Origin of the sequence: Pseudomonas syringae group sp. J309-1, assembly GCF_032582135.1 — a bacterium.
In the GTDB taxonomy this organism is placed as follows: domain Bacteria; phylum Pseudomonadota; class Gammaproteobacteria; order Pseudomonadales; family Pseudomonadaceae; genus Aquipseudomonas; species Aquipseudomonas quasicaspiana.
The window spans coordinates 47,697-66,035 of the sequence record NZ_JAWHNU010000035.1 but is presented as its reverse complement, the minus strand read 5'-3'; the positions used below and the strand labels follow the sequence as shown (position 1 = coordinate 66,035).

The following is an 18,339-nucleotide window of genomic DNA, read 5'->3' as shown; positions in this document are numbered from 1 at the left end:
TGCATATCCGTCGCCTGTACCGCCGCCTTCGCGGATGAATCCGCTCCTACCGGGCATGTGTCCGGCTCAACTGACGGGTACGCCAACATCCCCCGGTGGGAGCGAATTCATTCGCGAAGAGGCCCTTACATTCAATGCATATCCGTCGCCTGTACCGCCGCCTTCGCGGATGAATCCGCTCCTACCGGGTATGTGTCTGGCTCGGTTGATGCCCCGCGCAAATTCATTCGCGAAGGGGACGTTACATCCGCAGCCCGTGTATCGACATAAACACCGCTGTTCAGTCAATCAACAGCAATGCTTTGACAGCCAACCAATTCAACAGGTTAGAATCGGTTGGCACGGTGACTGCATGGTCATAACGTACTGCCCTTCTTTTGTTATCGACTTTTCTGCATGGAGAAACGCCCTTGGATGCCACAACCATCAACAGCCTGTTCTTGATCGGCGCGTTGCTGGTGGGTGCAAGCATTCTGGTCAGCTCGATTTCTTCGCGTCTGGGCATCCCGATTCTGGTGATTATCCTGGCGGTCGGCATGGTCGCGGGCGTGGATGGCGGCGGGATTATTTTCGACAACTACGCCACCGCGTATCTGGTGGGCAACCTTGCGCTGGCAGTGATTCTGCTCGATGGCGGCTTGCGAACGCGGGTCTCCAGTTTCCGGGTGGCGTTGTGGCCCGCGCTGTCGCTGGCAACGATCGGAGTCCTTATTACGACGGCTCTGACAGGCATGGTCGCGGCCTGGCTGTTTAATCTGAACATGATTCAGGGCTTGTTGATCGGCGCTATCGTCGGATCAACAGACGCGGCTGCGGTGTTTTCCCTGCTGGGCGGTAAAGGCCTGAATGAGCGAGTAACCGCCAGCCTTGAAATCGAATCCGGCAGTAACGACCCGATGGCGGTTTTCCTCACCGTGACCCTGATCGGCATGCTCGCCAACGGCCAGACCAATCTGGAATGGAGCCTGCTGGTCCATCTCATTCGCGAATTCGGTATCGGCGGCGTGATCGGTCTGGGCGGTGGCTGGCTCATGTTGCAGCTGGTAAACCGCATTAATCTGGCGACCGGCCTGTATCCGATTCTCGTTATTTCTGGCGGTTTGGCGGTGTTTGCCCTGACCAACGCCATCCACGGCAGCGGTTTTCTGGCGGTTTACCTGTGTGGGCTGGTGATGGGCAACCGCCCGATTCGCAGCCGTCACGGTATTTTGCACATGCTTGACGGCATGGCCTGGCTGGCGCAGATCGGTATGTTTCTGGTGCTGGGCCTGCTGGTCACGCCCCACGACCTGCTGCCGATTGCGATACCGGCGCTGGGCCTGGCGCTGTGGATGATCCTCGTCGCACGCCCGCTTTCGGTCATGGTGGGGCTGCTGCCGTTCAAAGCCTTCCACGGACGTGAAAAGGCGTTTATTGCCTGGGTAGGCTTGCGCGGTGCAGTACCGATCATTCTGGCGGTGTTCCCGCTGATGGCCAACCTGCCGAATGCGCAGCTGTACTTCAATCTGGCGTTCTTCATCGTGCTGGTTTCGCTGTTGGTACAGGGCACCAGCCTGCCGTGGGTGGCCAAGCTGCTCAAAGTGACTGTCCCGCCCGAGCCTGCGCCGATTTCCCGTGCGCCTCTGGAAGTCCACGTCACCAGCGAGTGGGAGTTGTTCGTCTACCGCCTGGGCGCTGAAAAGTGGTGTATCGGTGCCGCCCTGCGCGAACTGAAAATGCCCGCAGGCACGCGCATCGCCGCCCTGTTCCGCGGCCAGCAACTGCTTCACCCGTCGGGCAGTACAACACTGGAAGTCGATGACCTGCTGTGTGTCATCGGTCACGAACATGACCTGCCCGCCCTGGGCAAACTGTTCAGCCAGGCGCCGCAACGTGGTCTGGACCTGCGTTTCTTCGGCGACTTCGTGCTGGAAGGCGACGCTCAACTGAGCGCAGTTGCTGCCCTGTACGGTCTGAAACTGGACGGTCAGGACGGCAACATGCCGTTGAGTCAGTTCATTGTGCAGAAGAATCGCGGCGAGCCGATTGTCGGCGATCAGATCGAATGGAATGGAACTATTTGGACAGTTGCAGTGATGGAGGGGAACAAGATCCTCAAAGTCGGCGTCAGATTCCCCGAAGGAAGCAACCCAGGTCCTGGTTTGTTCCTCTAAACTGCCCTTCTATTCGATCAGCTCGACCGGTGTCTATGTTGCCCCTGCGTAATTTCTTTGCTGCCATCCTGCTCGGCTTTTGCCTGTCGTCTTTCCCGGTACTGGCTGCCGATCCACCCACGCGCGAGGCCGTGCAGCAGAGCCTGGACAAGATCGCCGACCGCAAACTGCCCGATGCAGACCAAAAAGCCCTGCAGCAGGTGCTGGAACAGACCCTGGGCTTTATCGACAGCAAAAGCGATAACGAGAAAAAGCTCACTGCGCTCAAGCAGCAACTGAACGACGCGCAGAAGCAGATCTCGGAAAACCAGCGGGAACTGACGCGCCTCAAAGGCAGCAAAATCATCCCCGTCGCCCAGCGCTACGGCAGTCTTGACGTGCCGCAGCTGGAAAACATGCTCAGCGAGCGCAGCACTCTGCAAGGCGAATTGCAAAAAGCCTTGAGCGATGCCAGCAGCATGGTCATTACTGCCCAGACTCGTCCTGAACGCGCTCAGGCCGAGATCAGTAATAATCAGAACCGCATCCAGCAAATCAACAGCATTCTCAAGCTGGGTAAAGACAACGGTAAAACCCTCAGCGCTGAACAACGTACTCAGCTCAATGCTGAGCTGGCGTCAATCAATGCCTTGAATGTATTGCGCCGTCAGGAACTGGCGGGCAACAGCCAGTTGCAGGATCTGGGCAACAGCCAGCATGACCTGCTGGTAGAGAAAGTCAGCCGTCAGGAGCAGGAAATTCAGGAACTGCAAAACCTGATCAACGAAAAGCGCCGCGCCCAGTCCCAGCAGACGGTGACCCAACTGTCTCTGGAAGCGCAGAAAGCCGGGAGCAGCAGCCTGCTGGCGACCGAAAGCGCCGCCAACCTCAAGCTCTCCGACTATTTACTGCGCGGCACCGACCGCCTCAACGAACTAACCCAACAGAACCTCAAGACCAAACAACAGCTGGATAACCTGACCCAGACTGATCAGGCGCTGGACGAGCAGATCAACGTGCTGCGCGGCAGCCTGTTGCTGTCGAAGATTCTCTACAAACAGAAGCAATCGCTGCCACATCTGCAACTGGACAAAGGCCTGGCAGACGAAATCGCCGACATCCGCCTGTATCAGTTCGAGGTCAATCAGCAGCGTGAGGCGATGAGCAGCCCGGTGGCCTACGTTGAAAAGCTGCTGGCTACTCAGCAGCCAGCGGACATCACTCCACAGTTGCGCAAAACCTTGCTGGACCTGGCCGTGACCCGCAGCGATCTGCTGGAACGACTGAACCGCGAACTCAGCGCACTGCTCAATGAATCCATCACCTTGCAGCTCAATCAGAAGCAGTTGGTCAGCACCGCCATCAGCCTGCGCGAGACGCTGGATGAGCAGATGTTCTGGATCCCCAGCAACAAGCCCCTCGATGTGGAGTGGTTCCAGGGCATCTGGCCACGTCTGCAAAAACAGGTGGCGACCTTGCCCATCGCTTCCAGCGCCAGCGAGCTGAGTGATGGTCTGACCCAGCGCCCCTTGTTGTTCCTGCCGCTGCTGCTGTTGATCGGCGTGCTGACGTGGAGACGCAAAGCGCTCTACAACAAACTCAACAAGCTGCATGCCGATATCGGCCACTTCAAACGTGACAGCCAGTTGCAGACGCCGCTGGCGATTCTGATCAATATCCTGCTGGCAATGCCGGTTGCCTTGGCGCTGGCCTTGTGTGGTTATGCCCTGCAAATTGACGCACGCGGGCAAAACGCCAACCTGGGCGAAGCACTGCTGCAAATCGCACTGGCGTGGCTGGTGTTCTACACCGCCTACCGGATCCTTGCGCCGGGCGGCGTGGCACAACTGCATTTCCGCTGGGAAAAGGCGCAGGTCGAATTCCTTCAGGGCTGGATGCGCAAGCTTGGCCTGGTCGTACTGGCGCTGGTCGCGGTTGTGGCGGTGGCCGAACATCAACCTGCCGCACTCGCCGACGACGTGCTGGGCATTGGCGTGGTACTGACCTGCTATGCGCTGATGGCATGGCTGCTTGGCCGTCTGCTGCTGACCAGCCCGAGCAATCACAACGCTTCGCTGTTCCGCAAAACCATGGGCATGGCGTTTACTGCGCTGCCTATCGCCCTGTTTGTCGCGGTGTGCTTCGGCTACTACTACACCGCGCTGAAACTCAGTGACCGTCTGATCGACACCTTGTACCTGATGATGCTCTGGCTGGTCATCGAGGCAGCCTTCGTGCGCGGTCTGAGCGTTGCTGCACGACGTCTGGCCTATCAGCGGGCACTGGCCAAGCGTCAGGCAGCCAAAGAAGCGGGCGATGGTGATGCGGTGGTCGAAGAGCCGACGCTCGACATCGAACAGGTCAACCAGCAATCGCTGCGTCTGATTCGTCTGGCACTGCTGGCCGGCTTCGTGGCTGCGCTGTACTGGGTGTGGTCGGATCTCATCACCGTGTTCTCGTACCTGGACAACATCACTCTGTACGAATACACCAGCGGCACTGGGGCCACCATGAGCATGGTGCCGATCAGCCTCGGCGACATGATCGGCGCGCTGGTGATCATTGGCATTACGTTCGTGTTGGCAGGTAACCTGCCCGGCTTGCTGGAAGTGCTGGTGTTGTCACGCTTGAGCCTGGCTCAAGGCAGTGCTTACGCGACCACCACCCTGCTCTCTTACGCCATTGCCGGTATCGGCTTCGTGTCGACGCTGTCGGCGCTCGGCGTGAGCTGGGACAAGCTGCAATGGCTGGTAGCGGCACTGTCGGTGGGCCTTGGTTTCGGGATGCAGGAGATCTTCGCGAACTTTATCTCGGGCATCATGATCCTGTTTGAGCGTCCGGTGCGGATTGGCGACACCATCACCATCGGCAACCTGTCGGGTACGGTCAGCAAAATCCGCATCCGCGCCACGACCATTACCGACTTTGACCGCAAGGACATTATTGTCCCGAACAAGACGTTCATTACCGGGCAACTGATCAACTGGTCGCTGACCGACACCATCACCCGGGTGACTCTAAAACTCGGCGTGGATTACGGCTCTGACCTGGATTTGGTTCGCACGTTACTGCTCAAGGCAGCCCGGGATAACCCGCGCGTGCTCAAGGACCCGGAGCCAATCGTGTATTTCCTGAACTTCGGCGAAAGCACGCTCGATCATGAGCTGCGCATGCACGTGCGCGATCTCGGCGACCGCAACCCGGTGCTCGACGAAATCAACCGTTTCATCAATAAAGAGTTCAAGAAGCAGCACATCAACATCTCGTTCCGGCAGATGGAGGTCTACCTCAAGAATCTCAGCGGGCAGGAATACAAGCTGGTGCCTACGGACGAAGAGCCAAAACCAAGCGGCCCGCTCAAGCTTGAATCTGCAGAGCCGGTCAAACCTGCGCCGAAGGATCAGCCAGAGCCGCCGGAGCTGCGGCTGGATTAAAGCCGGTTGCAGAATTCTGCAGGAGATCGCTCTGTACCCTGACACAGCGCTGTCGCGAAGCAAACATTGGACCTGTAGGAGCTGCCGAAGGCTGCGATCGCGGTGTATCCGGAGAAATGCTTCGCAGCCTTCGGCAGCTCCTACAGGTCCAATGTTTTCCGCGAGACAGCGCGGCCATCGAATGAACCTGCAGGTCTCCTATACCCAGCCACCAACTGGACGCATCCGGACCAACCCAGCAGAATGCTCGGACATTCTGCTGGAGAAGGCCTGTGAAAGCCCTCGACGAACTCACCTTCGACAATCGTTTTGCCCGCCTGGGCGATGCGTTCTCCACTTCGGTTCTGCCTGAACCCATTGCCGAGCCCCGGCTGGTAGTCGCCAGCGATGCCGCACTGGCACTGCTTGACCTCGACCCCGCACAGGCCGAACTGCCGTTATTCGCTGAAATCTTCAGCGGGCACAAACTCTGGGCGGATGCCGATCCACGGGCGATGGTCTATTCAGGTCATCAATTCGGCTCCTACAACCCGCGCTTGGGCGACGGCCGAGGATTGCTGCTGGGCGAGGTGTATAACGCGGCTGGCGAACACTGGGACCTGCATCTCAAAGGCGCCGGGCAGACGCCCTACTCCCGAATGGGCGACGGGCGCGCGGTGTTGCGCTCATCGATCCGCGAGTTTCTGGCCTCTGAAGCACTGTACGCGTTGGGTATTCCGAGCAGTCGCGCAGGTTGCGTCATCGGCTCCAGCACGCCGGTATGGCGCGAGAAACAGGAACGCGCCGCGATGGTGCTGCGTCTGGCACAAAGTCATGTGCGCTTTGGCAGCTTCGAATACTTCTACTACACCAAGCAACCTGAGCAGCTAAAGGAACTGGGCGAGCACGTGCTAGCGATGCACTTCCCGCAATGTCTGGAACAGGCCGAGCCGTACCTGGCGATGTTCAAGGAAATCGTCGAGCGCAACGCCGAGCTGATCGCCAAATGGCAAGCCTACGGCTTCTGCCACGGGGTGATGAACACCGACAACATGTCGATTCTGGGCATCACTTTTGATTTCGGGCCGTTCGCGTTTCTTGATGACTTCGACCAGAACTTCATCTGTAACCACTCGGATCATGAAGGCCGCTATGCCTTCAGCAATCAGGTGCCCATTGCCCAATGGAACCTCAGCGCGTTGGCTCAGGCATTGACGCCATTCATCAGCGTCGACGCCTTGCGCGAGACCATAGGGCTGTTTTTGCCGCTCTATGAGGCCCACTACCAGGACCTGATGCGCCGTCGTCTGGGCTTGACCAGTGCCGAAGACAACGATGGCGAACTGATCAGCGGTTTGCTCAAGCTGATGCAGAACAGCGGCATCGATTACACACTGTTCTTCCGCCGCCTCGGTAACGACCCCGCCGTACAGGCATTGCAGTTACTGCGTGACGACTTCGTCGATATCAAAGGCTTCGACAACTGGGCCGAACGCTATCTGGCGCGGATCAGCCGCGAAGACAACGGCACCGACCAGCAACGCCAAACGCGCATGCATGCGGTCAACCCGCTCTACATCCTGCGCAACTATCTGGCACAACAAGCCATCGACGCCGCCGAGAACGGCGACTACGAAGAAGTCCGCCGGTTGCATAAAGTGCTCAGTGATCCGTTCAACGAGCAGCCGGGCATGGCTGGCTACGCCCAGCGTCCACCTGATTGGGGGAAGCATCTGGAGATCAGTTGTTCGTCTTGATTGCAGGCTGTGGTTGAGCTGACATCGGCGTGTCGGCGGTCATCAAGGGCGACACGCCTTGGGTATCGGACTGGGTGCCTTTGCCGAAGGCGTGTTTGTATTTGGCCATGACCTCGAACAGGGTCAGAACGCGGAACTCCTTTAATTCCGGGTCAGTCGTATCGGGATACTCGGTAACATAGCCAGTTTCATCTGATCGCCAGCCGTATTCAACCAAACCTGTCCGGATTCGGATGCTCTCAATTCCTAGTTGATGACGATCCATGCTTTTATCCCGAGCATCTGCGCGAACAGCACTTTCTGCCAGTTGGCGAGAGAATATGGATAACGTTGACTGAGTTCTCGCTGTATCAGAAGCGACGGAGGTTGTTTTCTGCACAGTCGTCGAGGAAACGTTATTAATCTGCGCACCTTTGCCGACTGCGGCACTTGCGCTGGAGACAGCGTTAATCATGGATTGACCTCTAAGCTGACTAAGCGATGAAGATCAGTTAACTTTGTTTGCGGCAGGGAGCGGATCAAGAATCGTCGCACAGGGCTTAACAGCGTCGACAATCGGCTTTACCGCCTCAGGTTTATTTTTACCCGGTACAGGTTGCTCTTTTTTCTTTTCCGGCAACTGAATACCCGCGAGGATTTCGTATAAGTTCAACGTTCGCTCACTGGACTTGCGCGAACCGCCCTGTTCCGTGATGTTGGTTTCAAGACGACTTTCATAACCCTTATCGTAGCGAGCTCGCTCAATGGCAGGCAGTGCTCTGTAATGTTCGAGGCATTCGGTCATGAACTTGGGCCTCTTACCGCAGCTGTTATATTCCTGCCCTCCTCGGGCTATTGATCCTGTTCGCCATTGCTGTTCCAGACTCGCACTGCGAGCCCAGGCAGCCTGCCGTTCATTGACCGTGTACGAGCCTTTATCGTCGTACGCAATAAGAACCGCCTGCTCAAGCGTGAGGTCCGCAAATGGATTTCTTGCAGTAGGGTCCTGGGCCACAGATTTATTGACGTAGATTGTGGCCAGCTTGGCTCGCTCGATCAGCACGGGGTCGCTGGTTTCCGGGACCTCTGCGTCGTGTCGGGCTTTGTTAGCGGCATACGAATGCCCCAGGATTTGATCCACCACACTTTTCGCATATTCACCCAACTGCTCACGCGTCATGCTCTTCTCGCGGGCTTCGGCACGCACGGCGCTTTCGCCGAGTTGGCGAGAGAGCGTTGAGACGCTGGCGGTGTCCGCTTTTTTTGAGATGTCCTGGACGGGCTTATCAATGCCGGTGGTATTAGAGTACCCGCTCTTGATAGTGGAGCTTGTAGCTATTGGGGAAGAAGACAGATTAACATTAGAAACCATACAAACTCTCCAACGATAATAATAAAATCCAAACAAAAACCAACACAAAGAAAGAACCACACATATGATCACTCAGACAGCCACCATTAAAACCAACGCCAACGGCGCCAGAACATAAATCCTTTTCATTGGAATACCTTAAATAAAAATCAAATTTGTTTGTATTGAAACTTGAGGAAACGGTAGCGCCCCACAAAAAAACTTACAACTATCCAAACGAATGCATCTTAGGCAATAGCCCGTAACCACTGGACAAACAGCCTTATAAAAAGCTAATTTTCAGAGGGATCTTTATTTACTGTAAGAAGCGCCCTATAGCAGGGGCCATTATGACGGCGTTTTTTATAACTATGTAACGCGCGGGAGAGGGAGGGAATAAACGAAGCACAGTCAGTAAAGCGCGATCATTATTGGGGCCGGATAGCCTCTATCCACTCCACAGTTTTCGTCATTCAGAACAGTTTCAGAGGAAGTTCCCCCACTTAAAAAAACACATCAGCAGGAACACCAAACCGCTGGGACAGGTAACGTATCTGACGCACATTGAGCTGCCGCTTGCCGCTCAAGATTTCAGAAATGACCGACTGGGTTCCGACTTCAGGCAAATCTCCTTGATTCAACCCGTGCTCACCCATCAGGTACCGCAGAGTCTCAACGCCTGAAGCCGTAGGCATGGGGCGATGTTTGTGGTCATAAGCCTCAATGAAGTCGCCAACCAGAAGTACAAGACTGTTTAGCGGGTGTGACTCATCATCGCCGGTAAGGGCTAACAATTCGTCCAGCGAATCCACCAGCGCATCGTAATCGGCTTCGTCCTGAGGCCTGCGCAATAGAGGAGAGACAAAAGGCCAATGTTCTGCCGCCTGCTTGATGAGAGCGCTCATGATTAATCCTTCCACTTACCTTTGTCATACTCGGAGTGATCGAGTACGTGCTTAATGTAGATCCGCTGTGCTGAATAACTAACCCACGCGATCAGTCTTATCTTGTTGCCGATATCAAAAACATGCAGCGGGCCGACCTTGTCGATGCTTGGGAAAATCGCCCTCATGCAGACTGTGTGAAAACGTAGCGAGCGACGGCAAGACAAGGCAAAAACAGGCGAAAAAGCGGAGTCTAGGTGTTCTAAATGAGCATTTTTCGCCTGTTTTTAACGCAGTATTGCCGAGCGCAGTAGTTTTCACACAGTCTGCATGGCTGCAAAGTCTGTGGGACGGCATGCTTTAACCAATCGGTACCATGCGTCCAACGCGATGGCAGATCGCGGCCATTTCTCCTTCGCTTCCCATATCCGCTTTTCAGTGATTACCCGCATCAGCCATCCCAAGTCGTATTTCACGAGAGGATGTTAATCACGAAATCAGATATCGCAAACTGCGATACTCAAAAATAGACCAATCCTACAACTCAAGCAACCACCGCAACCCCATCGCCACATGCTGCTCAGCACTGTCGATCAACGGCAGCGGGCTTTTTGCGCCATCAAGCAACAACCCGATTTCGGTACAACCCAGAATCGCCGCCTCCGCGCCCTGATCGCGAAGCTGCTCAAGTACGTTCAGGTAGTAGTCCCGAGCCGGCTGATTGAATTGACCCACGCACAATTCTGCGAAGATCACTCGGTCAATCTCGGCCATCGCTTGGGGGTCCGGCAGCAGGCATTCAATGCCGAAGCGCTGCGCAATACGATTACGATAGAAGTCTTCCTGCATGGTGAAGCGCGTGCCCAGCAGCGCGGCGCGGGATACGCCACTGGCTTGCAGAGCCAAGCCGACCGCATCACCGATGTGCAGCAGCGGAATGTCCACCGCAGCTTCGATGGCGGGGGCGACTTTGTGCATGGTGTTCGTGGCCAGCAGCAGCGCACCTGCACCGGCTCGCTGCAAACCTTGCGCGACGTGTGCCAACTGCTCACCCGCAACGTCCCACTTACCGAATTTCTGCAACGTAGCGATACCCGCGAGGTCGACTGAATGCAGGAGAATCGGCGCCGAGTGCAGGCCACCCAACGCGTCACGAACACCTTCGTTGAGCAACTTGTAGTAAGTGGCCGTGGATTCCCAGCTCATGCCGCCTATAACGCCGAGGGTTTTCATGCTTTGCTCCGTCACTGAACCGTTGAAACCAGCCTAGGGGCATTAATCACCCCAAACCAGTTACAGCCAGGCGGGAACCGAGCAGTACAATCTGCACGTCACTAGATTTTGGAGGCCTCATGTCAGAACCGATGCTGATCCCCTGCCCGCATTGCAACGGGCTTAATCGAATCCCCAATGAACGCTTGGGCGACCAGCCTAAATGTGGCCGCTGCAAGCAACAGGTGTTGCTGCGCGCGCCGTTCAACCTCACCCAAGGTGATTACGCCAGCCAGATCAAAGGCGACTTGCCACTGTTGGTGGACGTCTGGGCCGAGTGGTGCGGACCGTGCAAGTCCTTCGCGCCGATCTTCGAACAGGCCGCCAGCGAGTTGGCCGGACGCTGCCGACTGGCCAAGCTGGACAGTGAGGCGAACCCGCAATTGTCAGGACAGTTGGGCATTCGGTCGATCCCCAGCCTGATTCTGTTCCGCAATGGTCAGGAAGTTGCCCGTCAAAGCGGTGCTTTCCCGTTGCAGCAATTACTGGCGTGGTTGAAAAGTCAGGGCATCTGAGTCGTTCCGGGGAAGCCTGTGCGTTCGCTTTGCTGATTTTTCCGTAGGGCCTTTCCGAAACAGCGATTTGTCGCTCCCGACTTCGTTATTCAGACCTAGGATTTGCTTCCGACTCGCTTAACGGAAGTACATCCATGTCATACGTAGTCAGGGAAGACGATCCAACCACGACCGGTGGATTTGTATTGAGTGCATCGGCGACTCAACTCATGGACCTGCGCAGACTCGCGCGGATGGGCGACCCGGTGTGGTGCCCGGCCTGCGAGACCGTTGGCTACATCGCTCAGGGCAACCCGACGTTCATTGATGAATACATCGCCGTCGCAACGCACGGTCATAACGTCAAGTGCGAGTGCGACGTTGGCAGTCATCAGTTGATCGCGACCCAGCAAACCCTGGCGGCAGACATGGATGCAGCCATTGATATCCCCAAGGGCCTGGCCAAACGGGCAAAGCTCGTGGCAGACAGGATGAATGCTGCAGTGAAGGAGGGAATAAGGCCCTGCGACCTTCGCTCAGCAAGCAAAACGTAGTCGCTCAGACCAATACACTTTCTGTAGGAGCTGCCGAAGGCTGCGATGGTGGTCTGTCTGACACTCCGCTTCGCGACCGTCGTAACCTCCGATGGCTCCTACAAGTCATGATTGCCAATGCATCACCCTAAGCATTGGTCTCCAGCCAATGATGCAGCTCCACAAACTGCTGGGTCAGTTTGTGGCGCGGCTCAAGGTAGATCAGGGGTTTGCTGGCCTCGTGCGATTCGCGCATCTTCACCGACGCATTCAAATACACCGGCAACACAGGCAGCCCCTCGGCGATCAGTTCGTCAAGCATCTGCTGCGGCAGGCTGGCCCGTGGCTGGAACTGGTTGACGATGATCCCTTCCACTTGCAGGTCTTCGTTGTGATCTTCCCGCAGCTCTTCCACTTCCTTGATCAGGCCGTACAGCGCCTGACGGGAAAAGCTGTCGCAATCGAAAGGAATCAATACGCGATCAGCGGCGATCAGCGCCGAAACCGCATAAAAATTCAGGGCTGGCGGCGTATCCAGGTAAATCCGCTCATAATCCTCGCTTAGCTCGTCCAGCAACTTTCTGAGCTTGTTGATCTTGTGTTTGGCTTCCAGCTTGGGCTGCAGATCCGCCAATTCCGGGGTCGCGGTAACGACATGCAGGTTGTCGAAAGGCGTTTCGTAGATATCGACGTGATTTTTCTTCGCAAACGGCGCGGACGACAGGGTCTGCTTGAAGAATTCCGCAATGCCCATGGGGATGTCGTCCCCCGTCAGACCGGTGAGGTACTGAGTCGAATTGGCCTGAGCATCAAGATCGATCAATAACGTCCGATACCCTTCATGAGCACTGACCGCTGCCAGGTTGCAGGCGATGCTGGACTTGCCAACGCCACCCTTCTGATTGAAAACCACCCGACGCATGAGTTGACCTCCGTGGTGCCTGGATTGAGTACAGGAAAATGGTTGGTGACTGGAGTCTATGCAATGCACGTTACAACGGCGAGCGCTTCAACCACACACGACAAAATCCCACCGGAAAAGTGTCAAATTTCGACATATTTGTTTTTAACAAATTGCTACTGTTCACCCTCATCGGGATAATGCCCGACGTTTGACCGGAAACAAGCGAGTTCCGGGCAGATCGCCAGCGATATCGCAGTAAGCAGTAGCCCGCAGGGGCGGGAAGATAATCCATTGATCACGTTCAACATCGCACAATGGCGCGCCTGGGCACCGGGGTTGACTCACGTCGACGACTGGCAGCAATGGAGTCGGCATCCGACACCTTTGCAGCGTAGCGATGAGGCTCCTGATGTGTCGTTCCTGCCTGCCATGCAGCGCCGCCGCCTGGGTCGTCTGGCTCGCATGGCATTCGCCGTGGGCTGGCCGCTGGCTGACGGTCACGAGCGGCTGCCGCTGGTCTTTGTCTCGCGCCACGGTGAAACACCACGCACCTTCGAAATTCTGCGTGATGTCGCTGATAGCCAGCCCTTGTCGCCGACCCAGTTCAGCCTGTCCGTGCACAACGCGGTCATTGGCCTGTGGTCGATCATGCGCGGTGAAACCAGCGAAATGACGGCTCTGGCTGCGGCGGGCGACGGTCTGGAGCATGGCGCGTTCGAAGCGGCCGCACTGTTGGCAGAAGGTGCGCCTGCGGTGCTGCTGATCGTGACCGAAGAACAGCCGCCCCTCGCCTATGCAGACTGGATAAACGACGTGCCCTTCCCGTACGCCGTTGGCCTGCTGCTGACCCCGGGAACGGACTGGCAGTTGACCCTGCAACCGGCCAGCGCAGAGGAACTGCCTTGTAGCGAATGGCCCCACGCGCTGAATCTGCTGCGAACGCTCAACACTGAACAACACACTTGCCGACACGCCTGGAAGAACCGGTTATGGAACTGGCAACGCAACCACTGAAAAAGCGTCAGGACGCCTATTACTGGCGCCTGTTCGCTACCGCGATGTGCTTTGCCCTGTTCGGGTTGGGCGGGCTGTGCCTGCGCTTGCTGTATTTCCCGCTACTGCGCTGCTTGCCAGGCGATCAGGCTAAAAAGCGCCAGCGGGCCAGGCGCACCATTAGCCGCCTGTTCTGGGTGTTCATCCAGCGTATGGCGAGAAACGGCGTACTGACTTACGAAATAGAAGGCGCAGAACGCCTGGGTCGCCCAGGCCAGATGATCATCGCCAATCACCCGTCACTGATTGATGTGGTGTTTCTGATCGGGCTGGTGCGCGACGCCAACTGCGTCGTCAAACACAGCCTGTGGGAAAACCCCTTTACCTGTGGACCGGTGCGTTCCACCGGTTACATCAGCAACGACGGCAGCGCCGAGATGCTCGACACCGCCGCTGACGCCCTGCGCGATGGCCAGACCCTGATCGTATTCCCGGAAGGCACCCGGACACAGCCCGGTTGCGCGCCGCGATGAAATTGCGGCGCGGCGGCCATTGCCTTGCGTGGTGCCTCGGTGATCACTCCGGTCGTCATTCAGGTCAGCCCGACGACGCTGACCAAGGCCGAACCCTGGTATCGCATCCCTTTACGGCGTGTGCACTTCAGTTTGCGCGTTGGCGCCGATATAGACCCACAAGCCTTTGCTGCGCTAGGCCCGGCGCCTGTTGCGTCGCGCAAGCTCAACGACCACCTGCATCACTACTTCATCAGGGAGCTCGCCTTGGATGAGCGTTCTACATCAAGACATTAAGCAGTTGATCATCGACGCCCTGGGCCTCGAAGACATCAGCACTCACGACATTGGCAACGACCAGATCCTCTTTGGTGAGGGGCTGGGTCTTGATTCCGTAGATGCCCTGGAACTGGGGCTGGCGATCCAGAAGCGTTACGGCATCAAGATCGATGCGGACGCCAAAGACACCCGTGACCATTTCACCAGCGTCGACAGCCTTGCGGCTTTTGTCAGCGCACGACAAGCGGCCTGAGGATTTGACATGCAAACCCGTGAAGACATCTTCGAAATCCTGCGCGATGCGCTGGTAGAGCTGTTCGAACTTGAGCCTGAGCGAGTCACTCTGCAAGCCAATCTTTATCAGGATCTGGAAATTGACAGCATTGACGCCGTGGACCTGATCGACCACATCAAACGCAAGACCGGCACCAAAATCGCTGCCGAAGAGTTCAAGGCGGTGCGCACCGTCAACGATGTCGTCGAGGCGGTTTACCGTCTAGCCAACACCGCAGCATGAAGCGGCTGATCGGTCTGGGTCTATTGCTGGCGGGTGCGTTGTACCCGTTCGCGGTTTACTACGGCACCGAACACTTCGCGCCCTGGCAGTTTGCGTTGCTGCTGGGTGTCTTGTGGCTGGGACGTGCGCTGACCGCGCGCAAGCGGCCCGCCACACTGATCACGGCACTGATCGCCGTTGGCTTCTGCCTGCTGCTGGGTCTGCTCGACAGCGCTGAATTGCTACGTTGGTACCCGGTATTGATCAGCGCCTCAATGCTGAGCCTGTTTGGCATGAGCCTGATTTACGGCCCGCCGATCGTCGAACGCATGGCGCGTTTGGGTAATTCGCAATTGTCGGAAAAAGCTGTCCGCTACACACGCCAGGTCACGGTGGTGTGGTGCTGTTTCTTTCTGGCCAACGGGCTGATCGCAGCGGGTCTGACGCTGTGGGCTCCGCTGTCCTGGTGGGCGCTGTACACCGGACTTGTTTCATACGGATTGATGGGCCTGCTGTTTGCAGGCGAATGGTTAGTCCGCCGCCGAGTCAGAGGCGCGGCATGAAATGGAATGCATGAACCGGATGGTTGTTGACTGGATTAAACCCGAACACCTGCTGCTGGACCCGCAGTCAGCCCGTGAGCTGACGCAGGCTCCGGCGCTGAACCACTCGCAGTTCTGCGAGCAGGCACTGAGCGTAGCGGCGGGCCTGCAAGCTCAGGGCATCAAGCGACTGGCCGTGCATCTGGAAGATGCTGGCGAGCTTGCAGTTGCGCTATTTGCAGCCTGGCGCGCGGGCATCAGCGTATTGCTGCCCGCCGACCTGCAAGCCCAGACCCGCGAGCGCTGGTCCGGTCATGTAGATGCCTGGCTGACTGATCTGCCGGGCGACCGCAAGCTGAATGAACTGCACGCCGAGCCATTGCCGCCTGCCCTCCTGGATCTGGATGAGTGCTGCCTGAGCCTGTGTACGTCCGGCTCCAGCGGTGAACCCAAGCTGATCGAAAAGCGCTTGCGGCAGTTGGCCAATGAAGTCGATGCGCTGGAACAACTCTGGGGCGCAGAACTGGGCGCGGCCTGCATCATCGGCAGCGTGGCAACTCAGCACATCTATGGTTTGCTGTTTCGCGTGCTGTGGCCTTTGAGCGCGGGGCGTTGCTTCGTTCGCAAACAGCTGCCGTTCCCGGAAGACTTGCAGCGCGCCAGTCGCGAATTCCCGCACTTCGCCTGGGTGGCCAGCCCAGCATTGCTCAAGCGCATGGGCGACAACCTCGACTGGCCGAGTCTGGGCAAGGTGCGCCGGGTATTTTCCTCTGGCGGCGCACTGCCTGCAGAGGCATCTGCAAGCCTGCATCAGCGTCTGGGCCAGTGGCCGACTGAAATCCTGGGCAGCTCGGAAACCGGCGGTATCGGCTGGCGTCAGGGTGACAACCTCTGGCAGGCCTTCTCAGGTGTCGAACTGGGCCAAGATGCCGACGGTGCCTTGCGCATCAGCTCGACCTATATGCCGGCAGGTCACATCGAACAAACCGCCGACGCGGTGCGCATGGCCAACGACGGCCGATTTGAACTGCTTGGCCGGCTGGATCGCATCGTCAAACTCGAAGAAAAGCGCATTTCCCTGCCGCTATTGGAGCAGGCACTGGTCAGCCATGAATGGGTCAGTGAAGCGCGTCTAGGCGTGGTGCAGGAAAATCGCGCATCGCTTGGCGCATTGGTGGTGCTCAGCGCAGCAGGCTTACACGCCCTGCGCAATCTAGGCCGACGCAATCTGACGCAAACCCTGCGCCAGCACTTGAACGGCCATTGCGAAGCCATTGCCCTGCCTCGTCGCTGGCGCATGCTGCGTCAGCTGCCACTCAACGCACAGGGCAAACTGCCTCAAGCCGAGGTTCAGGCGCTGTTAATGGCCCCTCGCGGAAAAGAACCGGAAGTGCTGGCGCAACAGAACATTGATGGCGAGTGGCAGCTGCAATTGAGCGTGCCACCGGACCTGGCGTACTTCAGCGGACACTTCCCGACAGCTCCGGTATTGCCGGGTGTGGTTCAAGTGAACTGGGCCATGGCGCTGGGTCAGCGCCTGCTCGACATGCCGTCGAAATTTGCCGGTATGGAAGTTCTCAAGTTTCAGCAACTGGTCCGCCCCGGCGACCAGATCAGCCTGACCCTGCGCTTCGACGCCGAGCGCGGCAAGCTGTACTTTGCCTTCCGCAACGGCGACGCGGCGTGCTCGAGCGGCCGGATATTGCTGGAGGTGGGCGATGTTTGATTTAAAAGCGGCCACGGACGCTTTCCTGCCGCTGCACTGTCACGCGACAAACATCAACTCTGTAGGAGCTGAGGAGCACCGCGAGGCTGCGATAGCGGCTTGCCTGACACACCCTTATCGCAGCCTCGCGGTGCTCCTCAGCTCCTACAGGAAACTCATTCCCTGTCATAAGTTTGATTTAAACCCGAGCGCATCCCCTGTGGGAGCGAATTCATTCGCGAAAGCGGTGTGTCAGGCAAAGATGCTTTTCAGTTCGGCCTTCTTCGCGAATGAATTCGCTCCCACAGAGTCCCTAACGCATTCCCGGGCAAGCCTCGCTCCAACAGGGAGTAAGCATGCATAACCCCTGCGCAATCATCCCGGTTTTCGACCATGAACTGGCGGTGCCTGCGGTAGTTCAGGCGGTGCTCGCCGCTGGTTTGCCGTGTGTGTTGGTGGATGACGCCAGCAGCCCGTCCTGCGCCGCGGTGCTGCGTGAACTGGCGCAAGGCGACAACGTTTATCTGGTCACGCTACCGGTCAATCAGGGCAAAGGCGGCGCGGTCATGGCGGGCTTCCGTGAAGCCCAGCGTCTGGGCTTCAGCCATGCACTGCAAGTCGATGCAGACGGTCAGCATGATCTGTCTGACATCAACCTGTTCCTTGAGGCATCACGCCAGCAGCCCAATGCGTTGATCTGCGGTTATCCGCAATACGATGCCAGCGTGCCCAAAGGCCGTTTGTATGCCCGTTACCTCACGCACTTCTGGGTATGGGTCAACAGCCTGTCCCTGCAGATCAAAGACTCCATGTGCGGCTTTCGGGTTTATCCGTTGGCGCCGGTGCTTCATCTGATCAACACCGTGCAGCTCGGCAAACGCATGGATTTCGACTCGGAAATCCTGGTTCGCCTGTCGTGGTTGAATCAACCCATGCACTGGCTGCCAACCAAGGTGCATTACCCGCAGGACGGCCTGTCGCACTTCCGCATGTTCCACGACAACGCGCTGATCTCGAAAATGCACACCAAACTGTTCTTCGGCATGTTGGGGCGTTTCCCGTTGATCCTGTGGCGGCGGTGGTTGCCATGATC

17 protein-coding genes and 2 pseudogenes are annotated in these 18,339 nt (G+C 57.4%); 12 read left to right on the top strand and 7 right to left on the bottom strand.

The annotated features are described in order from the left end of the window. Positions 1–410: 410 nt before the first annotated feature. From RX972_RS18360 to selO, 3 genes are all read left to right on the top strand, one after another. Positions 411–2,153 (top strand): potassium/proton antiporter, encoded by a 1,743-nt coding sequence (locus RX972_RS18360; protein ID WP_122397662.1) that lies wholly within the window; start codon positions 411–413, stop codon positions 2,151–2,153. Between the two features lie 35 nt (positions 2,154–2,188). Beyond that, entirely contained in the window at positions 2,189–5,566 is a 3,378-nt protein-coding gene (gene mscK / locus RX972_RS18355) for a mechanosensitive channel MscK (RefSeq protein WP_122397661.1), read from the top strand. Between the two features lie 272 nt (positions 5,567–5,838). Continuing rightward, positions 5,839–7,302: a protein adenylyltransferase SelO gene (gene selO / locus RX972_RS18350; RefSeq protein WP_263269902.1), complete on the top strand. Its 1,464-nt coding sequence runs from the start codon at positions 5,839–5,841 to the stop codon at positions 7,300–7,302. Here the strand turns inward: selO and RX972_RS18345 are convergent. The 6 genes and pseudogenes from RX972_RS18345 to RX972_RS18320 form a co-directional block, all read right to left on the bottom strand. After that, positions 7,286–7,756 (bottom strand): hypothetical protein, encoded by a 471-nt coding sequence (locus RX972_RS18345; RefSeq protein WP_231675833.1) that lies wholly within the window; start codon positions 7,754–7,756, stop codon positions 7,286–7,288. The genes selO and RX972_RS18345 overlap by 17 nt on opposite strands. A gap of 33 nt (positions 7,757–7,789) precedes the next feature. Beyond that, positions 7,790–8,653: a hypothetical protein gene (locus RX972_RS18340; protein WP_316877562.1), complete on the bottom strand. Its 864-nt coding sequence runs from the start codon at positions 8,651–8,653 to the stop codon at positions 7,790–7,792. A gap of 482 nt (positions 8,654–9,135) precedes the next feature. Then, entirely contained in the window at positions 9,136–9,537 is a 402-nt protein-coding gene (locus RX972_RS18335; protein ID WP_316877561.1) for a transcriptional regulator, read from the bottom strand. Between the two features lie 2 nt (positions 9,538–9,539). Further along, positions 9,540–9,704 (bottom strand): type II toxin-antitoxin system HigB family toxin, encoded by a 165-nt coding sequence (locus RX972_RS18330; RefSeq protein ID WP_316877560.1) that lies wholly within the window; start codon positions 9,702–9,704, stop codon positions 9,540–9,542. 144 nt (positions 9,705–9,848) lie between these two features. Further along, a pseudogene (locus RX972_RS18325) lies at positions 9,849–9,968 on the bottom strand (type II toxin-antitoxin system HigB family toxin); the annotation flags it as partial. 85 nt (positions 9,969–10,053) lie between these two features. Continuing rightward, entirely contained in the window at positions 10,054–10,749 is a 696-nt protein-coding gene (locus RX972_RS18320) for an aspartate/glutamate racemase family protein (protein ID WP_316877559.1), read from the bottom strand. A gap of 119 nt (positions 10,750–10,868) precedes the next feature. On the opposite strand from RX972_RS18320, the gene trxC reads away from it, so the two are divergent. Continuing rightward, a complete protein-coding gene (gene trxC / locus RX972_RS18315) occupies positions 10,869–11,303 on the top strand; it encodes a thioredoxin TrxC (RefSeq protein WP_316877558.1) in 435 nt (144 codons plus the stop codon). 134 nt (positions 11,304–11,437) lie between these two features. Further along, entirely contained in the window at positions 11,438–11,836 is a 399-nt protein-coding gene (locus tag RX972_RS18310) for a PAAR domain-containing protein (protein WP_049827110.1), read from the top strand. Between the two features lie 127 nt (positions 11,837–11,963). Here the strand turns inward: RX972_RS18310 and RX972_RS18305 are convergent, their stop codons facing one another. Continuing rightward, positions 11,964–12,737 (bottom strand): ParA family protein, encoded by a 774-nt coding sequence (locus tag RX972_RS18305; RefSeq protein WP_099268031.1) that lies wholly within the window; start codon positions 12,735–12,737, stop codon positions 11,964–11,966. 273 nt (positions 12,738–13,010) lie between these two features. Here RX972_RS18305 and RX972_RS18300 point away from each other — a divergent pair, with 273 nt between their 5' ends. From RX972_RS18300 to RX972_RS18270, 7 genes and pseudogenes are all read left to right on the top strand, one after another. After that, the gene (locus RX972_RS18300) at positions 13,011–13,733 is read left to right on the top strand and encodes a beta-ketoacyl synthase chain length factor (protein ID WP_099268030.1); all 723 of its coding nucleotides are present in this window, start codon (positions 13,011–13,013) and stop codon (positions 13,731–13,733) included. After that, positions 13,709–14,521 (top strand): annotated as a pseudogene (locus tag RX972_RS18295) (lysophospholipid acyltransferase family protein). The gene RX972_RS18300 and the pseudogene RX972_RS18295 overlap by 25 nt, the downstream one beginning before the upstream one ends. After that, on the top strand, positions 14,496–14,756 hold the full coding sequence (locus RX972_RS18290) for a phosphopantetheine-binding protein (protein ID WP_027901954.1): 261 nt from the start codon (positions 14,496–14,498) through the stop codon (positions 14,754–14,756). Before RX972_RS18295 ends, RX972_RS18290 begins: the two are co-directional and overlap by 26 nt. Positions 14,757–14,765: 9 nt before the next feature. Continuing rightward, positions 14,766–15,020, top strand: coding sequence for an acyl carrier protein (locus RX972_RS18285; RefSeq protein WP_027901955.1), 255 nt, complete (start codon positions 14,766–14,768; stop codon positions 15,018–15,020). Beyond that, positions 15,017–15,562, top strand: coding sequence for a hypothetical protein (locus tag RX972_RS18280; RefSeq protein WP_316877557.1), 546 nt, complete (start codon positions 15,017–15,019; stop codon positions 15,560–15,562). Before RX972_RS18285 ends, RX972_RS18280 begins: the two co-directional genes overlap by 4 nt. A 19-nt stretch (positions 15,563–15,581) precedes the next feature. Then, the gene (locus RX972_RS18275; protein WP_410478242.1) at positions 15,582–17,267 is read left to right on the top strand and encodes an AMP-binding protein; all 1,686 of its coding nucleotides are present in this window, start codon (positions 15,582–15,584) and stop codon (positions 17,265–17,267) included. A gap of 335 nt (positions 17,268–17,602) precedes the next feature. Beyond that, positions 17,603–18,337: a glycosyltransferase family 2 protein gene (locus RX972_RS18270; protein ID WP_027901958.1), complete on the top strand. Its 735-nt coding sequence runs from the start codon at positions 17,603–17,605 to the stop codon at positions 18,335–18,337. Positions 18,338–18,339: the final 2 nt, after the last annotated feature.